The sequence below is a fragment of the Providencia sp. PROV202 genome, from assembly GCF_028479565.1.
Lineage (GTDB): Bacteria > Pseudomonadota > Gammaproteobacteria > Enterobacterales > Enterobacteriaceae > Providencia > Providencia zhijiangensis.
This window is the reverse complement of the sequence record NZ_JAMPNV010000001.1, coordinates 84,314-110,575: the sequence shown is the minus strand read 5'-3', so window position 1 is coordinate 110,575 and position 26,262 is coordinate 84,314. Positions and strand designations below refer to the sequence as shown.

General features: G+C 40.9%; 23 protein-coding genes. 14 read left to right on the top strand and 9 right to left on the bottom strand.

All coding sequences use genetic code 11. The features are described from left to right. Positions 1–362 precede the first annotated feature (362 nt). From PR799_RS00510 to ahpF, 6 genes are all read left to right on the top strand, one after another. Complete coding sequence (locus PR799_RS00510; RefSeq protein WP_132495902.1) at positions 363–839, top strand: GNAT family N-acetyltransferase; 477 nt, start codon at positions 363–365, stop codon at positions 837–839. Between the two features lie 401 nt (positions 840–1,240). Then, positions 1,241–2,311 carry an HlyD family secretion protein gene (locus PR799_RS00505; RefSeq protein WP_272520999.1) on the top strand — a complete coding sequence of 357 codons (1,071 nt, stop codon included), beginning with the start codon at positions 1,241–1,243 and terminating at the stop codon, positions 2,309–2,311. Then, the gene (rbbA, locus tag PR799_RS00500) at positions 2,308–5,064 is read left to right on the top strand and encodes a ribosome-associated ATPase/putative transporter RbbA (RefSeq protein WP_272520998.1); all 2,757 of its coding nucleotides are present in this window, start codon (positions 2,308–2,310) and stop codon (positions 5,062–5,064) included. Before PR799_RS00505 ends, rbbA begins: the two co-directional genes overlap by 4 nt. Positions 5,065–5,066: 2 nt before the next feature. After that, complete coding sequence (locus PR799_RS00495) at positions 5,067–6,194, top strand: ABC transporter permease (protein ID WP_272520997.1); 1,128 nt, start codon at positions 5,067–5,069, stop codon at positions 6,192–6,194. A gap of 221 nt (positions 6,195–6,415) precedes the next feature. After that, positions 6,416–6,979, top strand: coding sequence for an alkyl hydroperoxide reductase subunit C (gene ahpC / locus PR799_RS00490; RefSeq protein ID WP_006659869.1), 564 nt, complete (start codon positions 6,416–6,418; stop codon positions 6,977–6,979). 126 nt (positions 6,980–7,105) lie between these two features. Further along, positions 7,106–8,680, top strand: a complete 1,575-nt coding sequence (ahpF, locus tag PR799_RS00485) for an alkyl hydroperoxide reductase subunit F (protein WP_154626838.1) — start codon at positions 7,106–7,108, stop codon at positions 8,678–8,680. Positions 8,681–8,787: 107 nt separating this feature from the next. On the opposite strand, the gene PR799_RS00480 is transcribed toward ahpF, so the two are convergent. The 3 genes from PR799_RS00480 to pdxR all read right to left on the bottom strand — a co-directional run bounded on the left by PR799_RS00480 (position 8,788) and on the right by pdxR (position 11,524). After that, complete coding sequence (locus PR799_RS00480) at positions 8,788–9,114, bottom strand: hypothetical protein (RefSeq protein ID WP_272520996.1); 327 nt, start codon at positions 9,112–9,114, stop codon at positions 8,788–8,790. Positions 9,115–9,359: 245 nt separating this feature from the next. After that, positions 9,360–9,941: a YebB family permuted papain-like enzyme gene (locus tag PR799_RS00475; RefSeq protein WP_272520995.1), complete on the bottom strand. Its 582-nt coding sequence runs from the start codon at positions 9,939–9,941 to the stop codon at positions 9,360–9,362. Between the two features lie 95 nt (positions 9,942–10,036). Continuing rightward, positions 10,037–11,524, bottom strand: coding sequence for a MocR-like pyridoxine biosynthesis transcription factor PdxR (gene pdxR / locus PR799_RS00470; RefSeq protein WP_272520994.1), 1,488 nt, complete (start codon positions 11,522–11,524; stop codon positions 10,037–10,039). A gap of 102 nt (positions 11,525–11,626) precedes the next feature. Here pdxR and PR799_RS00465 point away from each other — a divergent pair, with 102 nt between their 5' ends. Then, positions 11,627–12,085 (top strand): GNAT family N-acetyltransferase, encoded by a 459-nt coding sequence (locus PR799_RS00465; RefSeq protein ID WP_154626846.1) that lies wholly within the window; start codon positions 11,627–11,629, stop codon positions 12,083–12,085. Between the two features lie 58 nt (positions 12,086–12,143). Here the strand turns inward: PR799_RS00465 and PR799_RS00460 are convergent, their stop codons facing one another. Next, positions 12,144–12,683, bottom strand: a complete 540-nt coding sequence (locus tag PR799_RS00460; RefSeq protein ID WP_154626849.1) for an NADAR family protein — start codon at positions 12,681–12,683, stop codon at positions 12,144–12,146. Between the two features lie 217 nt (positions 12,684–12,900). On the opposite strand from PR799_RS00460, the gene PR799_RS00455 reads away from it, so the two are divergent. From PR799_RS00455 to PR799_RS00435, 5 genes are all read left to right on the top strand, one after another. Next, on the top strand, positions 12,901–13,809 hold the full coding sequence (locus PR799_RS00455) for an AEC family transporter (protein WP_272520993.1): 909 nt from the start codon (positions 12,901–12,903) through the stop codon (positions 13,807–13,809). Between the two features lie 503 nt (positions 13,810–14,312). After that, a complete protein-coding gene (locus tag PR799_RS00450; protein WP_442959898.1) occupies positions 14,313–15,740 on the top strand; it encodes an AMP nucleosidase in 1,428 nt (475 codons plus the stop codon). A 19-nt stretch (positions 15,741–15,759) separates the two neighbouring features. After that, positions 15,760–16,281, top strand: a complete 522-nt coding sequence (locus PR799_RS00445; protein WP_272520991.1) for a GNAT family N-acetyltransferase — start codon at positions 15,760–15,762, stop codon at positions 16,279–16,281. Between the two features lie 107 nt (positions 16,282–16,388). Further along, positions 16,389–17,348: an acetyl-CoA carboxylase carboxyl transferase subunit alpha gene (gene accA / locus PR799_RS00440; RefSeq protein WP_272520990.1), complete on the top strand. Its 960-nt coding sequence runs from the start codon at positions 16,389–16,391 to the stop codon at positions 17,346–17,348. 44 nt (positions 17,349–17,392) lie between these two features. Next, positions 17,393–18,283 carry a LysR family transcriptional regulator gene (locus PR799_RS00435; RefSeq protein ID WP_272520989.1) on the top strand — a complete coding sequence of 297 codons (891 nt, stop codon included), beginning with the start codon at positions 17,393–17,395 and terminating at the stop codon, positions 18,281–18,283. Between the two features lie 61 nt (positions 18,284–18,344). On the opposite strand, the gene PR799_RS00430 is transcribed toward PR799_RS00435, so the two are convergent. The 3 genes from PR799_RS00430 to PR799_RS00420 all read right to left on the bottom strand — a co-directional run bounded on the left by PR799_RS00430 (position 18,345) and on the right by PR799_RS00420 (position 19,927). Continuing rightward, on the bottom strand, positions 18,345–18,812 hold the full coding sequence (locus PR799_RS00430; RefSeq protein ID WP_036948092.1) for a DUF1456 family protein: 468 nt from the start codon (positions 18,810–18,812) through the stop codon (positions 18,345–18,347). Between the two features lie 102 nt (positions 18,813–18,914). Then, positions 18,915–19,229 carry an AzlD domain-containing protein gene (locus PR799_RS00425; protein WP_036948090.1) on the bottom strand — a complete coding sequence of 105 codons (315 nt, stop codon included), beginning with the start codon at positions 19,227–19,229 and terminating at the stop codon, positions 18,915–18,917. Continuing rightward, positions 19,226–19,927, bottom strand: coding sequence for an AzlC family ABC transporter permease (locus PR799_RS00420; protein WP_154603839.1), 702 nt, complete (start codon positions 19,925–19,927; stop codon positions 19,226–19,228). The genes PR799_RS00425 and PR799_RS00420 overlap by 4 nt, the downstream gene beginning before the upstream one ends. A 460-nt stretch (positions 19,928–20,387) precedes the next feature. On the opposite strand from PR799_RS00420, the gene leuE reads away from it, so the two are divergent. Both leuE and PR799_RS00410 read left to right on the top strand, forming a co-directional pair. Continuing rightward, entirely contained in the window at positions 20,388–21,029 is a 642-nt protein-coding gene (gene leuE / locus PR799_RS00415) for a leucine efflux protein LeuE (protein ID WP_154626859.1), read from the top strand. Positions 21,030–21,194: 165 nt separating this feature from the next. Beyond that, positions 21,195–22,013 (top strand): tetratricopeptide repeat protein, encoded by an 819-nt coding sequence (locus PR799_RS00410; RefSeq protein WP_154626861.1) that lies wholly within the window; start codon positions 21,195–21,197, stop codon positions 22,011–22,013. Between the two features lie 60 nt (positions 22,014–22,073). Here PR799_RS00410 and PR799_RS00405 read toward each other — a convergent pair whose 3' ends face one another. After that, a complete protein-coding gene (locus PR799_RS00405; protein ID WP_272520988.1) occupies positions 22,074–25,160 on the bottom strand; it encodes an efflux RND transporter permease subunit in 3,087 nt (1,028 codons plus the stop codon). Further along, on the bottom strand, positions 25,157–26,248 hold the full coding sequence (locus PR799_RS00400) for an efflux RND transporter periplasmic adaptor subunit (protein WP_272520987.1): 1,092 nt from the start codon (positions 26,246–26,248) through the stop codon (positions 25,157–25,159). The genes PR799_RS00405 and PR799_RS00400 overlap by 4 nt, the downstream gene beginning before the upstream one ends. Between the last annotated feature and the right edge of the window lie 14 nt (positions 26,249–26,262).

Below are 26,262 nucleotides of genomic sequence, written 5' to 3'. Positions count from 1 at the left end.
AAAGACTCTTTAGCTGCTTTGCTCAGGCAGGGTTATCGCAGTGTAACACTGTGAAAGCCTGAGCTCTGGCGATTACCAAAGAAGTGTGAGTATTCAATAAGATCACACAACAGCATAAGATTAGCCTCCTTTTTTATTTTCAATATTTCGGTTGAACAATGCGGGGATGATAGCAAAGAGAAGGATTTTAGAGCAATAGCAGCCATTCATTTTGTTTATCTGTTGTTGTGGATCATTGCTATGAATCATTGGTTATAAATCATTCTTATAATGGCGTTGCGTTGATGAATAAAACTGCTGAGTGTTAGGGTTTAGCGCCATCGATGGTTAAAATTGAGCCTCAAACAACAAGAGAGATAATAATGGATATACAAATTAGAACGGCAACCCGTGAAGATGCCCCGTTGATTTTAGAGATGATTATTGAGTTAGCCGTCTATGAAAAAGCGCGTCATGAAGTAAAAGCCAGTGTTGCTGATATTGAAAACTCATTGTTCGCACCAGATTCCAAAACCGAAGCGTTACTGTGTTACGTTGACGGTAAACCGGCGGGTTATGCCGTATTTTTTACCAGTTATTCAACATGGTTAGGCAATAATGGGATTTATTTAGAAGATTTGTACGTTTCACCTGAGTGCCGTGGGGCGGGGGCAGGGAAAAAACTCCTCAAGCACATTGCCAAATTGGCTTTTGAACGTCAGTGCCAGCGCTTAGAGTGGAGCGTATTAGATTGGAATCAGCCAGCCATTGATTTTTACCAAAGCATCGGAGCACAACCACAAGACGAATGGGTACGATATCGTATGGATGCTGAAACAATTGCGAAGTTTGCCAATTAATTTGCTAGCAAAGCGATATTAACTGCTAGAAAAACATTAACGCTTAAATAATATTTTCATTACTAAACCAAAGCCAGCAAATAACGTTGCTGGCTTTATTGTTACTTTTTTATATTCCTATCTACACTTGAAACAATCCCTTTTTTCGAGTGGATGACTTTTTTGTGATATATAGCGACTTAACCTAAGCCAAATTCTGATAAAGTTATAATAAATAATAAGATAGCCTCATGAAATGGCTGTTATATAGACTTTGTCTGTTATAAAAATAATAAAAAAATAAAATGTAGATGATATTTATTTCAAGAGAAAACAGTTTTGTAATGTGACTAATTAATTTAATTAACGACCAAAAACAACTGTGGTTCACTAATTTATTCAATGAATAGAGAAGGGATGGTATGAAAATAAATAAGCGCAAAGTATCGTTTTATCTTATTTTGATTCTGGCAATTATGGCGGCCGGATATTACTACTGGAGCCAAAATTCGAGTAGTCTTCCTGAAGGGTTCGCACAAAGTAATGGCAGAATTGAAGCCACTGAGATAGATATTGCGACTAAAACAGCTGGACGAATCGATACCATCCTTGTCAAAGAAGGGGATTTTGTCCAACAAGGGCAAGAACTCGCCCGTATGGATACCCGCGCCTTACAGGAACAACTTCATGAAGTACAAGCTCAGTTACGCCAAGCCATTAGTGCGGTTGCCACGGCAGAATCAGGGTTAGTACAGCGCAAAAGTGAAAAACTGGCGGCTCAAGCCGTAGTCCGTCAACGTGAAGCTGAGTTAGATGCCGCGCAAAAACGGTTAAATCGTTCTCGTGTTTTGGTTAAAACTAAAGCGGTCTCTCAACAGCAAGTGGATGATGATACAGCACAAATGCAAGGCTCGAAGGCTGCACTTGAAGCTTCAAAGGCCCAAGTTGCTGCATCCACCGCTGCCATTGACTCTGCACAAGCGGGGATTGTCCAAGCGAAAAACCGCGTAGAAGCTGCAACGGCCACAGAAAGACGCATTACGGCTGATTTAGAAGACAGTATTCTAAAAGCACCACGTAATGGCCGTATTCAATATCGAGTTGCAGAGCCCGGTGAAGTTCTAGGTGCGGGTGGGCGCGTGCTGAATATGGTTGATTTAAGTGATGTGTATATGACCTTTTTCTTGCCAACAGAACAAGCTGGTAAGGTTGCTCTTGGAAGTGAAGTTCATATTATTCTCGATGCCGCCCCGAATATTGTGATCCCAGCCAAAACCTCATTCGTTGCTAGTGTTGCACAATTTACGCCTAAAACAGTGGAAACTCAAAATGAACGTTTGAAATTAATGTTCCGTGTTCGTGCGCGTATTTCCCCTGAATTACTGGAAAAACACCTTGAATATGTCAAAACAGGTTTACCTGGAAAAGCGTACGTTCGTTTAGATGCACAAGCCGCATGGCCAACCGATCTTGAGGTGAGATTACCAGAATGACCGATAAATTGATGGATGATGTGATTGTTGATTTACAGCATGTCAGCCAACATTACGGTGATAACTGTGCGTTGGATGACATCACTCTCGCAATTCCTGCTCGAAAAATGGTGGGGTTGATTGGCCCCGATGGCGTGGGCAAATCAAGCTTAATGTCACTGATTGCAGGCGCCCGTGTGATCCAGCAGGGGCAAGTCAATGTACTCAATGGCGATATGCATAACAGCGACCATCGTCGCAATGTCTGCCCCAAAATTGCCTATATGCCTCAAGGATTAGGGAAAAACCTTTACCATACGCTTTCCGTGTACGAGAACGTGGATTTTTTCGGCAGATTATTTGGGCAATCCAACGAAGAGCGTGCGTATCGCATTCAGGATCTTCTTGAAAGTACGGGGCTAGCCCCCTTTAAAGACCGACCTGCAGGGAAGTTATCGGGCGGGATGAAGCAAAAGCTAGGGTTATGTTGTGCGCTAATTCATGACCCAGATTTATTGATTCTTGATGAACCGACAACGGGGGTTGATCCCTTATCTCGAGCGCAGTTTTGGGATCTTATTGACCGTATTCGAGAACGCCAAACCAATATGAGCGTGCTGGTGGCCACGGCCTATATGGAAGAAGCGGAGCGTTTTGATTGGTTGGTGGCTATGGATGACGGCAAGGTGATGGCTACTGGGCATGCTTCTGAATTAAAAGCCCAAACGGGTTGTGATGACCTTGAAGCTGCTTTTATCGCGTTGTTACCTGAAGAAAAACGCGCTGGTCACCAAAAAGTGGTGATCCCGCCTCGAGATACACGAGATGATGATGTTATCGCTATCGAAGCTCAGGACTTAACCATGCGTTTCGGTAATTTTGTGGCGGTGGATCATGTGAACTTTAAAATTCCGAAGGGGGAGATTTTTGGCTTTTTAGGTTCCAATGGGTGCGGTAAATCCACCACCATGAAAATGTTAACAGGCTTATTACAAGCCAGCGAAGGGCAAGCGTGGCTGTTTGGGCAAGAGATTGACCCAAAAGACATTGAAACCCGCAAGCGCGTCGGGTATATGTCCCAAGCGTTCTCCCTGTACAGCGAATTAAGTGTTCAGCAAAACCTTGAATTACACGCCAAGCTATTCCACATTCCCGAAGATAAAATTAACCAGCGCATTGATGAAATGTGCCAGCGTTTTGACTTGGACGATGTGCGAGAAACACTCCCTGATGACCTGCCGCTAGGAATACGCCAACGCCTCTCTTTGGCTGTGGCGGTTATCCACCAGCCGGAAATGCTGATCCTTGATGAACCAACTTCCGGGGTTGACCCCGTCGCGCGGGATATGTTCTGGAACTTAATGGTCGACCTTTCAAGACGTGACGGCGTCACTATTTTTATCTCCACCCACTTTATGAATGAAGCGGAACGCTGCGACCGTATCTCATTGATGCATGCGGGCAAAGTACTGGATTGCGATACGCCAGAAAACCTGATTAAAAAGCGCGGGTTAGACACTTTAGAAGCCACGTTTATTGCCTACTTACGGGATGCGGTTGGCGATAAAGATACAGGCAAAGAGACTGCCCCTGAATTTCATGTGGATGCAAAACTGAAAGAGCAAGCGGCGGAAGCACTCAAAAAACGCTTCAGTTTACGACGCTTATTTAGTTATAGCATTCGTGAAGGGATGGAGTTACGGCGCGATCCCGTGCGTTCCACATTGGCGTTATTAGGAACGGTGATTTTGATGTTCATCATGGGATATGGGATCAGCATGGACGTGGAAAATCTACGTTTTGCTGTACTCGACCGAGATCAAACCGGCTTAAGCCAAGGTTATACCCTGAATTTGGCGGGTTCTCGCTACTTTATTGAACAGCCTCCATTGCGGGATTATGAGCAGCTCGAATCAGGGATGCGCAGTGGGAAAATAACCGTAGCCATAGAAATTCCGCCTAATTTTGCCCGTGATATAGCCAAGGGCAATAACGTTAAACTGGGGGTGTGGATAGACGGCGCGATGCCAAACCGAGCAGAAACGGTGCGTGGATATGTGCAAGCGATGCATTTAGCATGGTTAAGCACGATGGCGGCGCGTCAGCCAGCAGGTGTTGCAGGAATTCCGGCTATTGATATCGAAACACGCTATCGTTATAACCCGGATGTTCGTAGCTTACCGGCGATTGTTCCCGCCGTTATTCCTCTATTATTAATGATGATCCCTGCGATGCTCAGCGCGCTCAGTGTAGTGCGTGAAAAAGAGTTGGGCTCAATTATTAACCTTTATGTCACCCCGATCACCAAATTAGAATTCCTGCTCGGTAAACAACTGCCTTATATTGTTTTAGGGATGTTCAACTTTGTTTTACTTTGCATTTTATCTGTCTATGTTTTTGGTGTGGAATTTAAAGGCAGTTTCTTGTCGTTGAGCTTAGCTGCATTTTTATATATCACCATTGCAACCGGAATGGGGCTGCTGATTTCCTGCTTTATGAAAAGCCAAATTGCAGCCATTTTCGGAACCTCAATTATTACCTTGATCCCCGCAACTCAATTTTCCGGCATGATTGACCCTGTTTCTTCCTTGGAAGGGATTGGTCGCTGGGTAGGGCAAATTTACCCAACATCCCACTTTTTGACCATTACACGGGGAACCTTCTCTAAAGGGCTTAATTTCTTTGATTTACAAGCCTCATTTATCCCGCTAGCCATCACGATCCCGATTGTGATTGGCTTGAGTGTTTATTTCCTGAAAAAGCAGGAGGCATAGGGATGTTCCGTAAAATACAGAATATTTTTAACTTGGGCGTGAAAGAGTTACGAAGCTTAGGGCGTGATAAGGCAATGCTGGCGCTGATTGTGTTTGCGTTCACTGTCTCGATTTATTCCTCTGCAACAGTGACGCCGGGCTCGCTGCATAATGCCCCGATAGCCATTGCTGATCAGGATAAATCCCAGCTTTCAAATCGTATTATTAATAGTTTCTATGAACCGTATTTCTTGCCGCCAGCGGATATTGTGCCGAATGAAATAGATGGCTTACTGGACAGAGGCGCTTATACATTTGCAATTGATATTCCCCCTAACTTTCAACGGGATGTACTTGCAGGGCGTCACCCTCAATTGCAAGTTAATATCGATGCAACACGCATGAGTCAGGCCTTTTTGGGTAATAGCTATATCCAAAATATTACCTTAGGAGAAGTGAACGAATTTCTGGCGAAATACCGTAGCCAAGGGCGTTTACCCGTCGATCTGGAAGTGCGTATGCGGTTCAACCCAAACTTAACGCAGTCTTGGTTTGGTTCGGTGATGGCTATCATTAACAACATTACAATGTTATCGATTGTTCTAACTGGTGCAGCGCTGATACGGGAACGTGAGCATGGTACCGTCGAGCACTTAATGGTGATGCCGTTAACGCCTTTTGAAATCATGATGTCAAAGATTTGGTCGATGGGATTAGTGGTACTGATTGCCTCGGCAGTCTCACTATTGCTGGTGGTGAAAACCTTGCTGCAAGTACCGATTGAAGGGTCGATTCTACTGTTTATGTGTGGGGTTGCACTCAGCCTGTTTGCCACCACATCGATTGGTATTTTTATGGGGACGATTGCGCGCTCAATGCCTCAATTTGGTCTATTGATGATCTTAGTGTTATTACCATTAAACATGCTCTCAGGGGGGATGACTGCCCGTGAAAGCATGCCGCAATTGGTGCAAGACATCATGCTAACCATGCCGACAACACACTTTGTTAGCCTGGCACAAGCTATTTTATATCGTGGTGCAGGATTCCAAATTGTATGGCCACAGTTTGTTATTTTAGTGGTCATTGGTAGCGTATTTTTCAGCTTCGCATTAATGCGCTTTCGCAAAACCATCGCTACGATGGCATAGTTTTTATTGCATTAGATCGCATCAAATCACATCGCGTTATTTTTCACAAAACGCTTGCGGATTTTATCGGCAAGCGTTCTAATGTTGCACCTATAAAATGCTATGCCTATCAATTTTTAATTAATGATTAGATTTTGCCTATCAAATCGATAGCAACGACTGATTGGATTAAGTCTCTGCGAAACAGTAACTTAATAGTCAACCAAACAGGAGGACATCAAATGTCATTAATTAATACTCAAATCAAACCTTTTTCTAATCAAGCTTTTAAAGACGGTAAATTTATCGAAGTAACAGAGAAAGATGTTGCGGGTAAATGGAGCGTTTTCTTCTTCTATCCAGCGGACTTCACTTTCGTTTGCCCAACTGAATTAGGCGACATTGCTGACCATTACGCTGAATTCCAAAAAATGGGCGTAGATATCTATTCTGTATCGACTGACACCCACTTTACTCACAAAGCATGGCACGAAAGCTCTGAAACCATCGGTAAAATCAAATACGCGATGATCGGCGACCCAACAGGTGCTCTGACTCGTAACTTCGAAAACATGCGTGAAAACGAAGGTCTGGCTGACCGTGGTACATTCGTTGTTGACCCACAAGGTATCATCCAAGCTATCGAAATCACTGCGGAAGGCATTGGCCGTGACGCTGCTGACTTACTGCGTAAAGTTAAAGCTGCTCAATACGTTGCAAGCCACCCAGGTGAAGTTTGCCCAGCTAAATGGAAAGAAGGTGAAGCAACACTGTCTCCATCATTAGATTTAGTCGGCAAAATCTAATCGATAACCCTCGATAAGAATATTGCAAAATAAGCCACGTTGCAGGCGCTAAACACAATTAAGTAAAAGCCTGCAACGGGCTATTCGACGGGTATATGTACCCGATTTTATGACCAAGGGGATTACATGCTCGATAATAATTTACAGGCTCAATTAAAAGCCTATCTGGAAAGATTAACTAAACCCGTAGAGTTAGTTTCGAATTTAGATGACAGCGCAAAATCAATTGAAATAAAACAATTACTTGAACAAATTGCGTCGCTGTCTGACAAGGTGACTGTGCGTGAAGAGCGCGATGCCGCACAAAGAACACCTTCATTTTTAATCACCAACCCAGGGACTCATGTTGGCGTGCGTTTTGCAGGCTCACCATTAGGCCATGAATTTACCTCTTTAGTGCTGGCTCTCCTGCAAGTGGGTGGTCATCCATCCAAAGAAGCGCAAGAATTGTTGGATCAAGTGAAAGGGCTGGAAGGCGACTTTAACTTTGAAACTTACTATTCATTATCTTGCCATAACTGCCCTGACGTTGTGCAGGCGCTGAATTTAATGGCGGTATTGAATCCGAACATCAGCCATACGGCGATTGATGGTGCGCTGTTCCAAAACGAAATTGACGAACGCAACATCATGGGTGTGCCCGCTGTTTTCTTAAACGGCAAAGAATTTGGTCAAGGCCGTATGACATTAAGCGAAATCGTGAGCAAGGTGGATACCAATGCTGACGCGCGTGCGGCAAAAGCGATTAGCGAACGTGACCCATTTGAAGTTCTGATCATCGGTAGTGGTCCTGCGGGTGCATCCGCTGCGGTTTATACTGCGCGGAAAGGTATTCGTACTGGTGTTATCGGTGAGCGCTTCGGTGGACAGGTCATGGATACCGTTGATATCGAAAACTATATTTCGGTATTGAAAACTGAAGGCGCAATTTTAGCTGGTTCTCTGAAAAATCATGTGGATAGCTACAATGTGGATGTGATTGATGGTCAATCCGTCACTAAGCTTATCCCTGCTGAACAAATTGGCGGATATCACCAAATCGAAACCGCATCAGGCGGTGTGATGAAGGCACGCAGTATTATTATCGCCACTGGCGCACGCTGGAGAAATATGGGTGTTCCGGGCGAACAAGAGTACCGCACAAAAGGAGTGACATTCTGTCCTCACTGTGATGGTCCTCTGTTTAAAGGCAAACGTGTTGCGGTAATTGGTGGTGGTAACTCCGGTATCGAAGCAGCTATCGATTTAGCGGGTATCGTTGAGCATGTGACGGTATTGGAATTTGCGTCAGAATTGAAAGCGGACTCCGTGTTACAAGACAAAGCTCGCAGCCTGAGCAATATCGATATTATTTTGAATGCTCAAACCCTTGAAGTTAAAGGCGATGGCAGCAAGATGACTAGCTTAGAGTACAAAGATCGCACTGATGAAAGCGTGCACTCTTTGGAAGTGGCAGGCGCGTTTGTTCAAATCGGTTTATTACCAAATACCAATTGGTTAGGTGATACCGTTGCTCGCAATCGTATGGGCGAAATCGAAGTCGATGCACGTAATGAAACCAGCGTGAAGGGCGTATTCGCCGCCGGTGACTGTACAACAGTGCCTTATAAACAAATTATCATTTCCGCCGGAGAGGGAGCAAAAGCCGCACTTAGCGCCTTTGACTACCTTATCCGCACAAGTACCAGAACCGCTGAATAGCTCATAGTTTAGCGGGTTGTAGCCAAAAGGCACTCGGGGGCGAGTGCCTTTTTTTGTGAGCCTAAAAATCAAGATAAGAAAGGTAATTTCAATAATATAAGTACTAATCACTTCACCCACACATCGATAACTCTCACCACCATTGGCAGTAACTGCGTCAATATCACGCTGCCCACAAACCATAAAATGATTTTATTGGCGCTAGCGGCTAGAGCTTCTTTGGTGGAATAGTTGGATTTGATCACGGCGATATTGGTTTTGACTTCATGCAGATCATTTTTCATTTTATTGATCTCTTTTTCTAAGCTATTTAACTTTGAGTCCATATTATTTCCCCCATGAGATACCCTTTGGTGAGGCTGTTTAAATGAATCATCGTTGTAAGAGACGAATAACATTAAAGGGGTTTGTTTTTCTCGGAATTGATTCGCCATTGCGTTTCTCCTCAATCCTTTTACTGAACGCGCTCATCCATTAATTGCGTTTTGAACAAACGAATGGGCATAAAAATCGGTGTATGGGTAGGAGGGTATTTTGATGAGGAAAGAGAGTCAAAAAATAGTATAAAGATAGTGCTGAAGTTACTCCTAAAAACGTTGGGTTGCTCGCTAAAGCCCTGTGGAACAGGGCTCTTTATCTGTGTAGGAAGAGTCAATCAATCGGTTGTTAAAGTGAGGAATTAATGAATATCTTCGTGACTACGGTACACCAAAGAAAGCTCTGGATGATGCCATAAGCTGGCCGGGGTGACGGTCGTGCGTTCCCAAGGAATGGAACCAATAAACCATAGCTTCCAGAACTTTAATTTGGCACTCGGATTTTTTGTTAACAATTCTTGGAATGTTTCGATTTCGCCAATGCGAATAGATAAGGCAGATTGGTAAATATCGAATACAAATTTTGAGCAAAACTGGCGCGATGAATCATATTTAAATCCAGTATGGTAAAACTTATTTAATCGTGGAAAAACTTGTGTTACTAACGCCTGTTTTTGTGCCTCAGTTAAATGTGTTGATAAGCGGCGCACACTGTAACGATGCTCAGATGAGCGGGCAATAAAACGGGATAATGTGGTGGTGGTCGATAACGGAATACGACTTTCTGCCACTAAATAGTCTTCTCCATCATGGCCGATGATCATGCCAACATGGTTACTCCAACATTTTGATGCGGATGCGATTTGGCGGAAAACTTCAGTGCCGATACTGGTGAAAACAATGTCGCCGACTTCGAGTTCATAAGGGTAATTTATTTTTGTCATAGTGCACCTCAATAGGGTGAAAAATTGCATTGAGGTCATCTTATAAGTCGTTCAATACCGTCGACAATCGGAATAGCGGTGAATATCATTTCTGTTTAACTCGGGTATATTTTCGCCAGTGCCTCACTTAATAACTGAATATTGTGGACGATCTCGTGCTTGGTATGGGCAGCATATCCAAATAGAATAGCATCATTATTTTGACTGCTAATGCAATAACGAGATAGCGGTTGAGCTCCAAAACCAAGGGCACGACACTGCTCTAGGATAATCTCTAAGCTATAGCCTTTTTTCACCCAGCAGACGGTATGGATCCCAGAATCATTCATCTGTGCATTAAAAATATGCGGGAGATATTGATTGATGGATTGGCAAAAAACAGTTTGGCGTTCATAACAAATTTTGCGGATCTTACGAATATGTCTCGCGTAATGACCTTCTTGAATAAACTGGGCTAAAGCGGCTTGTTCTAAATAACTACAATGACTGTCACTGTAATATTTCATCATCGTAAAAGCGTCACTCAGATTTTCTGGCACAATTAAAAATCCAAGGCGAAAACCGGGATACATCATTTTAGAAAATGTACCAGCATAAATAACGCGTTGATGATTATCCAGCCCTTGCAAGGCTTGGATCGGTTTGGATAAAAAACGAAACTCGCTGTTGTAATCATCCTCAAATATCCAAGCGTTATTTTGTTGCGCCCAATCTAATAATGCGAGGCGGCGAGGTAAGCTTAAGGTTGTTCCAAGCGGAAACTGATGAGATGGCGTAGTGTAAATCAGTTTGGCATCACTATGATGTGTGGCAGCGTACTCAACATTCATTCCTTCATGATCTGAAGGGATTGGTGAAATATTGGCGCCGGCGGCGGCTAGAATTGCACGAGCACTGTCATAACCTGGGTCATCGAGCCAAACAGTATCGTTTTGTTTTAATAAGACTTTAGCTACTAAATTTATTGCCTGCTGGGTTCCATTGACGATAATAATTTGTTTTTCATGGCAATGAACGCCACGGGTTGAACGCACATAATTAGCCAGTAATTTTTTGAGCGGTATATAGCCATCAGGGTGATTGTAGTGCGTGATATCATGCTTGGATTTTCGCCAAACTCGCCCGAGTAATCGCCCCCATAGGTCATGGGGAAACTGATCAACACAACCAACGCCAATATTAAATATTGAGCGCTTATTGGTATTTGGGCGAGATTGTTCCCAAAGTGGTTGAAGGTTATTCAACACGGGGTTCAGATAAAGTGCAGGATTTTCTTGTTTGGAGGTCGCTTGTTTAGTGTTGATTGGACGCACTAGCTCATCAGGAATCAGTGCAGAAACATAGGTTCCTGAGCCTTGCTTTGAGTATAAATAACCTTCATCAATTAGACGTTCAAACCCTGCAATGACTGAGTTACGAGAAATTGACATCATCTCGGCTAGTGCTCGAGTCGAAGGTAATTTTAGGCCAGCAGCAATTCGTCCATCTAATATTGCATTGCGGATCGTATGGTAAACCCCTTCATTAATTCGACCCTGTTCAATCAATAATAGTGGGAACTGAGCTTGTTGCTTTCTTCTCATAAGTGGATCCTAAATAAATAACAAAAGTGTATCTTATACAGTACCAGATAGCTCTGTACTATAACCTCATTCAGTTATATGTCTACAAATGGAAGGGTTATTATGAATAATGCAGAACTACTGGTATCTATTGAGTTTGTTTCCCCTGATCACTACCCAGAATGGTTAGTTTATTGGTTGGAGTATCAAAAATTTTATCAAGTGGATTTAAGCGAAGAAATTACCTTAAAAGCATGGGCGCGTTTCTTTGATGAAAAAGAGCCGATGTACTGCGCTGTTGCATTAGAAGGTAGCAAAGTGGTTGGTTTTGTTAACTATCTTTACCACCGCTCCACTTGGGCCGAAAATGATTTTTGTTATTTAGAAGATCTTTATGTGACCCCTGAAGTTCGTGGTCGCCATGTGGGAAAACAATTAATTGAGTTTGTTCAGCAACAAGCGCAGCAGAAACAATGTGGACGTTTATATTGGCATACCCAGGAAACCAATTTACGCGGACAAAAGCTATACAATTGGGTCGCAGAAAAACCAGGCGTTATTGAATACAGAATGCCACTATAAGAATATTTAAAGTGAAGTCCCGCTGCTTTTTAACAGCGGGATATTTGTGCTGAAAATCTTACTTGGCTAATTGTGTCCGTACTTCCATTAATGCAAAGCCCAATAGGTTTAAGCCTTTCCACGTGAGTGGGTTTTCAATATTCTCCGCATCTTCCGCTAAACCAATTCCCCATATTTTATCGACAGGGCTCGCTTCCACGAGGACACGCTCATTTGTTGCCAATAAGAACTGCTTTAGCGCATCATTTTGAGAAAATTTGGCTAAATTAGCTTTTACAACAATATCAAATCGGTTTGCATCCCAGATATCTTGCTTAAAACCACGAACTTCTCGCCCATAGGCTTTTGCAGCCCCAGGATTCGGAGCATTGATAATTTTTTGCAGAATTTCACTATCGCCAAATAAACGTGCTTTTTCTGCCATCATAAAATGTTCGGCACTGGCGAAACGGTTACCATCAACGATAAAAGGAGCAGGGTACCATTGGCTAAAACAGCTTTTCGTGACTTGTTGTTGTTTTGATTGATGTCCCCAGAAAAAGACATATTTAAATTTTTTACCTGTTCGGTAGAGCTTACAAAGGTTTTTTATATCCATAGGACTAACTTGAAAAAATAATAATGAGATTTAGTGAGAGTAACGATAAATAAATGTATTGGCTATCGGAATAACCTGCACTGTATTTTTGAATAAAGCTCACACTCTGGAAATGTATTTATCTGCATCGCTTTTTTTAACTAACATCTCATTGATTTTAACGATATAGTCACATTTATCAATTCATAATGGTTTGAAAAAAAAGAATTTCTTAATCATGGAAAAGATCTTACTCGTGTTGTGGCCATTGTTTGCTCTCATCGCAATGGGTTTTGTTTTACGTAGAACAGCACTATTTTCTGCCGATTTTTGGCCCAGCGCGGAAAAACTCAATTACTTTATTTTATTCCCTGCATTATTAATAAACAGTTTGGCGAATGCACCGCTCAATAATCCCAAATTACCCTATCTAGCGTGCGCCATTTTTTTCATCCTTGCGGTAAGTTCACTGCTTGTCGTGGTAAATAAATATTTATTTAAAATGCCAATTCCACGATTTGGGGCACACATTCAAGGAATTATTCGTTTTAATACTTATTTAGGATTGGCGATTGTTGCGGATCTTTTGGGATCGGAAGGGATTGCGATTTCTGCGGTGATTATGGCGATTCTAGTTCCCAGTTGTAATATCATTGCGGTCCTATCGCTAAGTGCAGGAAAGAAAGTCACATTAAAGCAGCTAGCTTTGCCTATTGTGAAAAACCCATTGATTATTTCTTGTGTCATCGGAATATTATTAAATTTATTACCGATAGGTTTACCATTTGGGTCTGATCAATTTTTAAAATTATTGGCAGCAGCCAGCTTACCTTTGGGGTTAATTTGTATTGGTGGGGCATTACAAACAGCAACGCTCAGAAAAGAATTTAAACCGATTATGCTTTCAACATTGTTTCGCTTACTTGTTATGCCAGTGCTAGCCTCATTTACGGCTTATTTATTTGAATTACCAACATTAGAAAGTGTGCTTTTGGTGATCTTTTTCTCCATTCCTACTGCACCAACTTCTTATATTTTAACTAAGCAGCTTAATGGTGATAGCCAATTAATGGCAGGGATTATTACTTTCCAAACTATTCTTGCCGTGATTACATTACCGCTAGTTTTAACATTAATCATCCAATGATATTGTTTTTATATAAAAAGTAGCATCATAATTAAGCACCTTTTAAGTATTTATACCCGCGTTCATAAACATTGGAACTATAAGCTACAGAGAAATAGTATTACTTTTAAATATAATAGAATAAACATTTAGTCACTATTTAATAGTATTCTTAATTACAATTTAATCTCTTTAATAAATAACAGTGTAAATATTTTTAGGTGTGTGTTTTATATTTTTAACTAGCGTAAGGACTATTAAATAATCCATAATCATTATATTGAAATCAATTAAAACACATTTTCTTTATATTAAGTTAAGTACGAAATTAGCAATATTTAAAAATAAATAATAAATAATAAATAGAATAAAAGAAAATTTTAACTTATTAAGTTTTTAAGGATTAAATGCAATTTCTTGTGAGTGTTCGATGAATAACATACACTGAAGGCGTAAATTTTACGTCATTTGATAAGGAGTTAAGCGTGTCTTTGGAACAATGCCGAAAATATGAAAATCTTTCTATAGAAGAGACAATCGAAACACTCTCATTACTCTATTCAAATGCCATTGAAGCCTTGAGAAATGCCATTGCAACCTATGTTGAAAATGGAACGTTACCCGATGCTAACGCCCGAGAAAATGGGTTGTTTGCCTACCCTGAGTTATGTGTGACTTGGGAAGGAAAGGTTGACCATTGCGAAAAAACGCGAGCTTATGCCCGTTTTGTGAAGCGGGGAGATTACAGCATTACTGTAACCCAACCAGACCTGTTTCGAGCTTACCTTGTTGAGCAATTGACCATTTTTCAACAAGACTATGACGTATCTTTTGCAGTTCGTCCGTCTAAAACTGAAATTCCATATCCATTCGTTATCGATGGTTCAGATTTAATTCTTGATAGAAGTATGAGTAGCAGTTTAGCTGCTCATTTTCCTATCACCGATCTCTCTCATATCAGTGATGATATTACGGATGGTTTGTATCATGTGACGGATGATATGCCATTATCCCACTTTGATGCACTACGCGTAGATTTCTCTTTAGCGCGATTAAAACATTATACGGGCACACCGCCTGAGCATGTTCAGCCTTATATTTTGTTTACTAACTACAACCGCTATGTTGATGAGTTTGTGAATTGGGCCTGTGAGCAAATTCGTGACCCAGAAAGCCGCTATATCGCTTTATCTTGTGTAGGACATAACTATTTAACCGCTGAAAATGCCGATCCGCAATTTGCCACATCCGATTTAACGTGGAAAAAATTTCAAATGCCTGCATATCATCTGATTGCACGTGATGGTGTAGGAATTACATTAGTGAATATTGGCGTTGGTCCAGCAAATGCGAAAAACATTTGTGACCATTTAGCTGTATTGCGCCCTCATGCGTGGTTAATGATTGGTCATTGTGGCGGGCTACGAGAAAGCCAAAAAATTGGTGACTATGTTTTAGCACATGCCTATTTACGCGATGACCATATTTTAGATGATGTATTACCACCAGATATTCCTATTCCAAGTATTGCTGAAGTTCAACGGGCGCTATATGACGCTACTAAACAGGTGAGTAATATGCCTGGTGAGCTAGTTAAACAGCGTTTACGTACCGGAACGGTGGTCACAACGGATGATCGTAACTGGGAGTTAAGATTTTTTGCAACCGCCCGCAGATTCAGCCTCAGTCGAGCCGTTGCGGTGGATATGGAAAGTGCCACAATTGCCGCACAAGGTTACCGTTTCCGTGTCCCTTATGGCACATTACTCTGTGTATCAGATAAGCCGATTCACGGAGAAATCAAGCTTCCAGGACAAGCAAATAGTTTTTATGAAGGCGCAATATCGGAGCATCTACAAATTGGGATCCGTGCCATTGACCTGCTACGACAAGAAGGTGATAAGCTGCATTCCCGAAAACTAAGAACATTCGACGAGCCGCCATTTAGATAATCTAGAGGAGGGGAAATACGTGATCCCTAAACTTGAAACAGATAGATTAATTTTAGCAAAACATGAGGTTAGTGATTTTTCAGCACTTTCGCAATTATGGGGACAACGCTCAATGGTTCAGCATATTGGCGGTGTTCCTTCAACGGAGCGCGAATCATGGATGCGTATGCTCGCATATGGCGGACTTTGGCCTTTACTCGGATTTGGTTATTGGGCGGTGAGAGAAAAAGCGACTGGAAATTATGTGGGTGATCTCGGATTTGCCGATTTTCATCGCATTGTTGAACCCCACGTTAAAGGGATCCCTGAAGCGGGATGGGTGATTGCGCCTGAATATCAAGGTAAAGGTTACGCGACGGAGGCGATGCAAGCAGCATTGTCTTGGCTGATCGCGGAGCAAAAACACCAAGAAAGCATCTGCTTTATAGGGCCTCAAAATATACCGTCACTGCGTGTCGCTGAAAAGTTAGGGTATACGCAAGATAAAGAGGTGTTTATGAACGGCAGCATCTCGGTATTATTACGTAAAAATCTTATTTAGTTGCCATTATCCCATTTTTGATAACTATCAATCCTATTCTTATTTATAGAATAGGATTGATCCTCTCAGTAGACTCTTAAAATTATTTGGTCGATTTTAAGGTCACTATGTCTAGCCATTTTCTTGCATTTGAAAAACCCATTATTGAGCTTCATGAAAAAATTGAAGCATTAAATGCCTTTAAGCAAAGGGGTCATCCATCAGAACTAAAGCTTGATGAGGAGATCCAATTATTAGAAAAGAAATGCCAATCCCTCACGGAGAATATTTTCTCTTCTTTAGGTGCATGGGAAATTGTGCAATTAGCTCGTCATCCAATGCGTCCTTATACATTGGACTATATTTCTCTTATATTTACTGAGTTTCAGGAATTAGCGGGGGATAGAGCATTTGCTGACGACAAAGCGTTAGTGGGTGGATTAGCGCGTTTAGACGGTCGCCCAGTTATGGTAATGGGGCAACAAAAAGGGCGGGATACGAAGGAAAAAGTAAAACGTAATTTTGGAATGCCATCCCCTGAAGGATATCGAAAAGCACTTCGATTAATGAAAATGGCGGAACGATTTAAGCTGCCAGTTATTACATTCATTGATTCTGCAGGGGCTTATCCTGGTGTTGGCGCTGAAGAGCGTGGGCAAGCAGAAGCGATTGCGCGCAATATTCAGGAAATGTCTTGCCTAACAACGCCGATTATTTGTGTGATCATCGGAGAAGGTTGTTCTGGAGGCGCTCTAGGAATCGGAGTGGGTGATAGAATTAATATACTGGAATACAGTACATACGCTGCAATTTCTCCAGAAGGTTGCGCCTCTATTTTATGGAAAGATCCCCAAAAAGCGCAAGTTGCGGCTGAGGTGATGGGAATGACCGCGCCGAGACTAAAAGCACTAGGAATTATTGACACGATTATTCCTGAGCCGTTAGGTGGAGCACATCGAAATTATGTATTAGCTGCACAAAATCTGAAGCAGCAACTTATTCACGATTTAAGCCAGCTGAGTGCATTAAATCAGGGTACGTTGTTGGAGCAGCGCTATCAAAAAATAATGGCAATTGGCTACTGCTAATGTTATTAGTGAGGAATTAGTGAACACAAAAATTAGGCTATGCCATGTCTGTTGACCTTAATTTACTGAAGGTATTTGTTGCGGTGGCAACTCAGGGAAGTTTTGCAAATGCAGCAAAACAACTTTCGATGCCAACGTCGAATGTGAGCCGGCAAATTAAGCAGCTTGAAACTCAACTTCATTGCCGATTGATTGAACGAACCACACGGCAAATGCGCTTAACTGAGCAAGGTACTTTATTATTAAATAAGAGCCAAAAACTGTATTTAGAATTAGATGAAACCTTGCAACAAATTAGCGCCTCAGAAACATTAAGCGGTACTTTGCGGCTAACGATTCCAAGTGAATCTGGCAGTGTATTATTTGCAGATTTACTGGCTAAATTTGTGCTTGCCCATCCGGGTCTTGCCATTCATTGTGACACGCAACTAGCGCCTTTAGATGTTATTGGTGATGAAGTGGATTTATTACTGACTTTTCATCGTGGAGCGTTGATGGATAGTAGCTACCACTCAAAATTGGTTAAATCATGGGAGAGTGTTGTCGTTGCAGCCCCGCAGTTAATTGAAAAACAGGGTTTACCCAGCACCGTGGATGAACTCAGAATGATGCCCTGCATCACGAGTTTTAGTGCGCTGCAAGGGCAACCTTGGGTTTTTAGCACTCATCATGGACAGATAAAAAAAGTCAGTATAAACAGTCAGTACCGTGTGAACAGCGGTATTCTTGCCAGTGCAGCTGCACTCAATGGATTGGGATTCGCTATTCTGTCAAAAGAGGGATGCCAAAGCGCAATTCAAGCGGGAACGTTGGTGGAAGTGAGTTTTGATGATATGTATCCAGCACCGATTGAGTTACGCGCAGTTTACGCCTCAAAACGTTCACTTTCACCGAAAGTTGATACTTTTTTAAGTTACTTACTGAAAAATATCTAGGCTGATATTGCTATCAGCCTAATACTATAATGTTCGTAAACATTATGGTGATCTGAATGAACTATTTATTTCCTCGTAGGCGTAACGTTAAGCCTTTTAATAGGTAACGTAATAGTTGGTCGCCACATTCACGATAATTTTTATGTTCTGGGTTACGGAAAATAGCACTTAATTCTGGTTTTGACACTCGGAAATCAACAGACTGGTAGATTTCCAGTAAATCAACGTCTTTCAGTTCAAAGGCAACACGTAATTTCTTGAAAATAATATTGTTATTGATTCTATCTTCAACTTCTGGCGCTGGGCGACTTTCATCTTTACCACGGCGATGATAAATCAACCCATTCAGAAAATGACCGAGCACAAGGTCACTACATTCAACGTAGTCGGGGTCGGTATCTTTCTTTAACCAAAGGCTCATTTCTTCTTTTGTGACTGAAAAGTCTGCAAGTTTTACGATTTCAACCATCTGAGCATCGCTCAAATCCAACATATAACGAACACTTCGTAAAACGTAATTATTTAGCATGGGGGTAATTATCCAACGGATCGATTAAAAAAATAGGCTTCTATTAGCCATGAAACGTCATTATAAAGCAAAGGTAGCTACCGATGCTTTATAAATTATTGGTTAGCCCATAAAGTAAATAAGTCCATAGAAAAAGACTAAAGTTAATCCGACAGTGACCAACATATTTTTCAGTAAAGATGCTGCTACAACGCAAAATAGCGCTCCCCAGAGATAAGGATTATCAGGGAAACTACGTAATTCATGATTTTCTAATAAAATGACAGGGGCACAAATTGCAGTAAGCAAACAAGGCGCAGAATAACTGAGTGCTTGGCGTACAATTAATGGTAATCGTATTGGTAGTTGAGGGATCAGAAAAATATAACGCAGAGAGAAAACAACAGCCGTTAAACTGATAATTAAAATCCAGATCATTTTTCTTCCCTTAATAAACGAGAGACACCAACAGAAACAAACATCCCACCAACGCCGGCAATTACAATTGCACTACTGATCGAATACATCGATAGGGCAATTGCAGTAATTAATGAAAATAAAACACCACAGGCGGTACTTATTTTTTTAGTGAGTGGAACGACAATGGCTAATAGTGTCGCGACAACTGAGAAATCTAAATGTAATTTACTTAAATCACCCACCAAATTTGCCATCACAATGCCGCATAGGCTGGTGACTAACCACACAAGATAGAAACTAAACCCCGCACCAAATAAATAGGCAAAGCTGAGTGCTTGTCGCTTGGCTGCACTAATGGCGAATAGCTCATCAGTTAATAGAAAGCCAATGCTTAAACGTTGTGGTGTCGTGAAATCTTTTACGTGAGGACGCATGGTTAACCCATATAAAAGATGCTGCGATGTAATAAAGAAAACAGAAATCACAATCGTAATATAGCCAGCTCCTGAATTGAGCAAACCTAGAGTGACTAACTGAGCTGCGCCTGCAAAAACCATGGCAGACATTGCGATGCTTTGCCAAAAAGAAAGCCCTGTTTCAATGGCCATGGAACCCGCAAGAATCCCCCACGGAATAACTGCAAGATTTAAGGGTAATGTGTGGACAGCTCCATCCATCATTGCGCGTTGCCATGGCTTTGGTTGTTGAGACGACATTGATGTGCACCTGTATGTTGAAATGTCATTCATTAAATAAAAGTCTAAACAAAGACAATGTTGATTTAACTACAGGTATTTAGAGTAAAAATCATTATTCGATACGCTGTAGGCATCCATTGTTATATCGTGAAATGTGGAACAAATCACTATCTCTACCTACAAGCTTTAATTAGCATTAATAACTTACTTTTATTTAATTTATGAAGTTTTATATCATTTTAAAAATATTTTCAGCTCGCTGCTGTTTAAGTGTTTTTGTTCGGAATTTAGCTTCAGTTTTAACATGTAAAACATCATTAAAACTCCATCTTAACGCTTAATTAATAGGTTTATATTTCATATATGAAAGTATTGGTGGTGATATCTTTCATTAAAAAATAAAGGTGTGTATCATATTATCCATTAGGTAAGGATGTGAATTAATTGTTATAACTTTTATTGAGTTAGCGGGTTTATTATGCTTGAAAATTTAGGTATTACAAACTTATGGACTTATCTTATCGGTGTGATTTTTATTACATTGGTACCAGGCCCTAATTCTCTATTTGTTTTAACGAGTAGTGCAAAATATGGTGTAAAAAATGGTTATAAAGCAGCACTTGGTGTCTTTACTGGTGATGCATTGCTCATTTTTTTATCATTTTTAGGTGTTGCGTCTTTAGTCAAAACATCTCCTATATTCTTTAGCGTGATCAAGTATGCAGGTGCTGCCTACCTATTTTACTTAGGTATTAAAACGTTATATTCAGTATTGCATAAAAAAGAATCTGCAACAGATGTCGATGGGATCATATTAGAAACAAAAGGGACGTATAAGAAAGCCGTCTTTTTAAGTTTGCTAAATCCAAAAATGATCATTTTTTATGTTTCATTCTTCATTCAATTTATTGACCCAGCGTACCCAAGTGCAGGGGTGCCGTTTTTTGTGCTCGGCGTGATTTTAGAAGCATGCAGCATGTTTTATTTATCAATGCTGATATTTGGTGCTGTTGCAGTGACCAACATGGTAAAACACAATAAAAAATTATCTAAATTTTCAAATAGCTGTATTGGTGCCGTCTTTTTAATGTTCGGTGCGAAATTGGCATTAACAGCCTAATCTGTTGATTTATATATTTTTATTATAGGGTAGCTGGCGAATGAGCCAGCTATTTTTTTGTTTCTAATTTATCTTTTCAGGTTTTTTCCTGTTTGCCTTCAGAGTGATGCCTGTCATCATGGTGCTAATTTAGTCACGACTAAGCAAGCCGCTGTACAAGGAAGTATGAGTACGGCCATATACAAAACCATCGAGTTGATATTCATTGAGGTTGTTATGCACATTCTGGGATTATTAATCTATTTTATTCCTGCGATTTATTTTGCGGTCCATTCAATAAAGAGTAATCAAAACTCTTATTGGTTGTTCATTTTATTTGTTTTCCCAATTTTGGGCTCGGTTGTTTATGCGCTGGTCATTTGGATGCCGGCTATGCGCTATTCCCGCCATGGATATAAATTAGAAAGAGCGATTAAAAAACAATTAGCACCCAATAAAAGCATCAATCAAGCTCTAAAAGAGTATGAATTAAATCCGACCACGAATAGTTGTGTAACACTCGCAGACGCATATACCGATAAAGGTGACTATCAAAATGCGATTAAATACTATCAAGAATCACTGCAAGGAATTAATCAGTATTCACCGGATATTATGTTGAAATATGCGGATGCACTGTATGAAGCGGGGGAATACGCGCGTTGTAAAGAGACGTTAGACCTATTGTGTGAAAAAAATCCAACGTTCAACTCGAATACGGGGCATTTTTTATATGCTCGTTCTTTAGTACGCTTAGGGTTGGTTACTGAAGCTGATAATGAGTTTCGTGCCTTATTAAGTCATCGCGACCATATTGAATACAAGGTTGCTTACGCTGAGTTTTTATTTGAACAAAAACGAGTGATTGAAGCGATGCCATTAATTGATGAAGTGATTAAAACCTATTCACTTTTACCCAAGGCAGCACAGAATTATAATAAGCACTGGTATCAAACGGCTGTAAAACTAAAAAACAGTAAGTTAGGTTTTAAAAACAATCAGTAAAAACATCTCGTTATTGGCTCTCCATCGTTGGTGTGGAGAGCCAAATTATTGCAATTATTCCTACCAGCGTTTTACATCTCTATCAGATTGAGTGACAGAGGTACATTTTGCCAATAGTGGTAATGTTTTCTTTTTCAAATCATCCATCAAGCTATAAATAACGGGAACAAACAGTAAGCTGAGCACCGTTGAGCTCATTAACCCCCCGATAACCGCAACTGCCATTGGCGCCCTAAATCCTGCATCGGCTCCTGTTGTGAGCACGAGGGGGATCATGCCTGCAATCATGGCAAAAGTAGTCATAATAATTGGACGAATTCGCTCCTGACCTGCTTCGATAATAGCTTGTTGTCGATTTAAACCAGTTCGTTCTTTTTCAAGAATAAACTCCACCAGAAGTATCGAGTTTTTGGTGACGATCCCCATCAACATTAAAATACCAATAATGACAGGAAGATCTATCATCGCACCATATAACACTAAGGCGATAATGGCTCCCCCGATAGAGAATGGTAGTGCCACCAAAATCGTTATAGGTTGCATAAAATCTTTAAACAGAATAATGAGTATGGCGAATACCAACAGTACACTGAAAAGCATTGTCGTACTAAAACGTTCAAACATGTCGAGCATGAACTCCATATCACCATACTCTAATGGCTCAATACTTTTTGGTAGTGATTGATATTCAGGAAGTTCGACAACGCGTTCTAATGCTTCGCCAAGTGATAACCCATCTAAATTACCTTCAATAGACATTTTCCTTGCGCGATTTATGCGGTCAATCTGTGATGGTCCGTCGTTAAAATTAATGTTAGCAACGGATTTAAGCGGCACAGTTAAATCATTACCGCTACGAATATAGAGATTACGCAACGCGCTTACGTCGTTTTTTTGATTGTCGGGTAAAATAACCTGTAACGTTAATTGCCTATCCGGTAAATTAAATTTAGCGCTACGAGAGTTTGATTCTCCCATTGTTGCCACTCTTAATGTATTGGCGATTTCTTCTACATTAACTGCAGTTCTTCCTAAATCTTGCAGGTCAGGGGAAATAATCAGCTCTTTACGTAAAAGTGGTTTAACAACACGCACATTATTAATGCCATTTACGTTGGCAATTGCATCGCGAAGCTTATGCATTTGAATTTCTAGCTCTTTGGGATCAGCTCCTGTAAAGGTCAATGAAAATTCTTTATTTCCTTCGCTATTGCTGAAGGTATAGCGTGCATCTGGAGTTTGTTGTAATAGGTGCGAAATTGAGTTTTCAAACTGTTTTTGTGACATTTCACGTTCATTTGGGTCTGTTAGTGTCAGAATTATTTGACCTTTATGCTGGGCGATTCCATCGGCGTCATCACTGATCCCCGCAATGGTATAAATTGACTTTATTTCAGTACGTGATTTCAATTGTTCAGCCATATTCCTAACCGCTTTTTGAGTTTCTTCGACAGGGGTTCCCGGCGGTAATTCCACTTCAATCTGGCTAACACTAATATCGCCTTCAGGCATAAAGCCAATAGGCAGATAAGTAATACTGGAGATTGAACCAATCAAAAATATAAATGCGAATGAAAGGGCTAGCTTGCGATGTTTCAATGTCATCACTAACAATTGAGAATATCGATTGATCCAGTTAGGTACAGAATGTTCGATCGCTTTATTTTTTGCGGGTAATAAGACATAGGCTGCCATTAATGGCGTGACTAATCGAGCTACTAGTAATGAAGATAAAACAGCCGCGGAAACGGTAATACCAAAAGGCACAAAGTATTTACCAACAAAGCCGCCAATAAAACTGACGGGTAAGAATACCGCTACAATAGTGAGTGTGATGGCGACAATGGCAAAACCTATCGCGTCCGAGGCTTTTAAAGCCGCCAAATAAGGGCGCTCGCCTCGCTCTATGTATTTTTGAATATTCTCAATTTCGACAATCGCATCATCGACCAAAATACCGATGACTAATGTCAATGCAAGCAGCGTCATACTATTAAGTGAATAGCCAAATATTGCCAATACCAAAAAAGTGGGAAGAATAGATAAAGGTAATGCAATCGCCGCGACTAAGGTAGCTCGCCAACTTTTTAAAAAGAAGAAAACAATAATAACGGTTAAAAATGCACCTTCTAATAAGGTTTGGATCGTTAAATGGTAGCTTGATTCTGTATATTTCACAGTTGATGAAACAAGCTGAATAGAAATATCAGAGTGTTTCAGTTTTAATTGTGCAAGCTCATGTTCAACACTATTTGCTACTTCGGTATCACTGGAGCCTTTAGCGCGAAATACGGCAAATCCAACCACATCTTTACCATTTAATTGCGCAATAGTTTTGGCTGTTTTTTGACCCTGATAAATTGCAGCAATATCCCCGAGTTTAATCCACTGTTGATTACCAATAGGCAATTGAATATCGTTAATCTCATCAACGTTCTTTTTTTCACCTAAAATCCGAATCGTATGTTGTAGGTCATTATATTTAGACGAACCACCCGCGGAATTTTGATGCACACTTCTAAGTAATTCATTAATACTTAGAATAGACAATTGTAATGCTGCAAGTTTATCGGCGTCAGGCTCGATGCGAATAACGCTATCAGCACCGCCAAGGCGGCTAACTTTTTGTACTCCGTGAGCCGTAATTAGCTGCTTACTGACTGTATCATCAATAAACCAAGATAAATCAGCGAGGGATTGGCTATCTGATGAAACGGCGTAACGTAATATTGCACCACCTTCGATATCAATACGGTTAATTAATGGTTCATCAATCGTTTGCGGCAAATCACTGCGGATTTGTGCGATTTGTTCACGAATATCATTGGTTGCAATATAGGCATCCACGGTTAAATCAAATTCAACAGTGGTGGTAGAAATGCCTTCAGTGATGGTTGAGGTAATATGACGGACCTCTGGAATACCAGAGACCGCACGTTCAACGGGTTTCGTGATGGCGTTTTCCATTTCCGTTGGGGATGAGCCATCTTGCGTAATGGTCACTGTGACTATTGGAAAATTAACTACCGGGTTTGCAGTCACAGGCAATTGATTAAAAGAAAATATACCTGCAATTGTGAGCGCTAAGAACATAACGATAGTAGGAATGGGGCGTGTGATTGCCCATGAAGATAGCTGGAGTTTCATTGACTATCCTTGACTGGGGTCACAGTATCATTTTCAGTTAAAAAGGCTTGGGCATTGGTGACAACAACGGTATCACTCGAAATAGGGGACAAAATCTCGATACGGCCATCATGAATTTTTCCGGTCGTTATTTTTTGCTGCTTCACTTTATTATCAACAACAGTAAAAATAACGCGTTCACCATTATCTAATGTTCGAATGGCGCTGTATGGAAGCGTAGTTTGCAGTTTTTCTGAATTGGAAATAATCGCCGTACCTGATTCTCCGGCTTGCAGGTTGTCTTTATTTTCAGCGAGGGAAATACGAACTTTTCCTTGCTGTGAAATAGGATCTACTTTCGGTGCTAAGTAACGTAACTTTCCAGCTATTTGATGATTGTTAGGCGTTTTTAATTGGATAGACGTCAGATTTGATAAACGTTTTAATTCTGAAATATGCGCCAATGCATCAAATTCGATTTCACCATTTTCAATAATTTTAAACAGTAGCTGATTATCTGTTAGCATTCCTCGGATAGCATGGCGCTCACTAATAACGCCAGAAATGGGTGCCACGATCCGTGATTTATCTTGCTGACTTTTCTCTTTGGAAAGCTGTGCTTGCAGTTGACGAAATTCCGCTTTATTAGCTTCCAATAGCGCATTCGCCGCTAAAGACTCAGATTTTGCTTTTTCAAAATCATTAGCAGAAATAACGCCAGTTTTAGCGAGAGGCGCAAGGCGAGAGAGTTCTTTCTGCGCTTGTTCTGCCACGGCTTTTTGCTGCTTAATATAGGCTGTGGCTTTTTCAGTTTCAGCTTGTAACTGACTTACAGATGCATTTTGGAGTGGGGATTCTAATATAGCCAGTAGTTGGTCTTTCTCAACCCATTGACCTTCTTCAACCAGTACATCAATCACCATTTGTTGCTGCAAAGGTGAGCCGATCGCAATCTCATTTTTTGCAACGAATGTGCCCGGTAAGGTCAACGTTTCCACATAGGGCATTTGCTTAGGTGAAGTCACATTTAATCGCATGGTTTCAGAAAGTGAAACTGGCGATATAAACAGCATGTAGAATAACAAAGAGGTAATACTAAGACGTTTCATAAATCGATAAACTC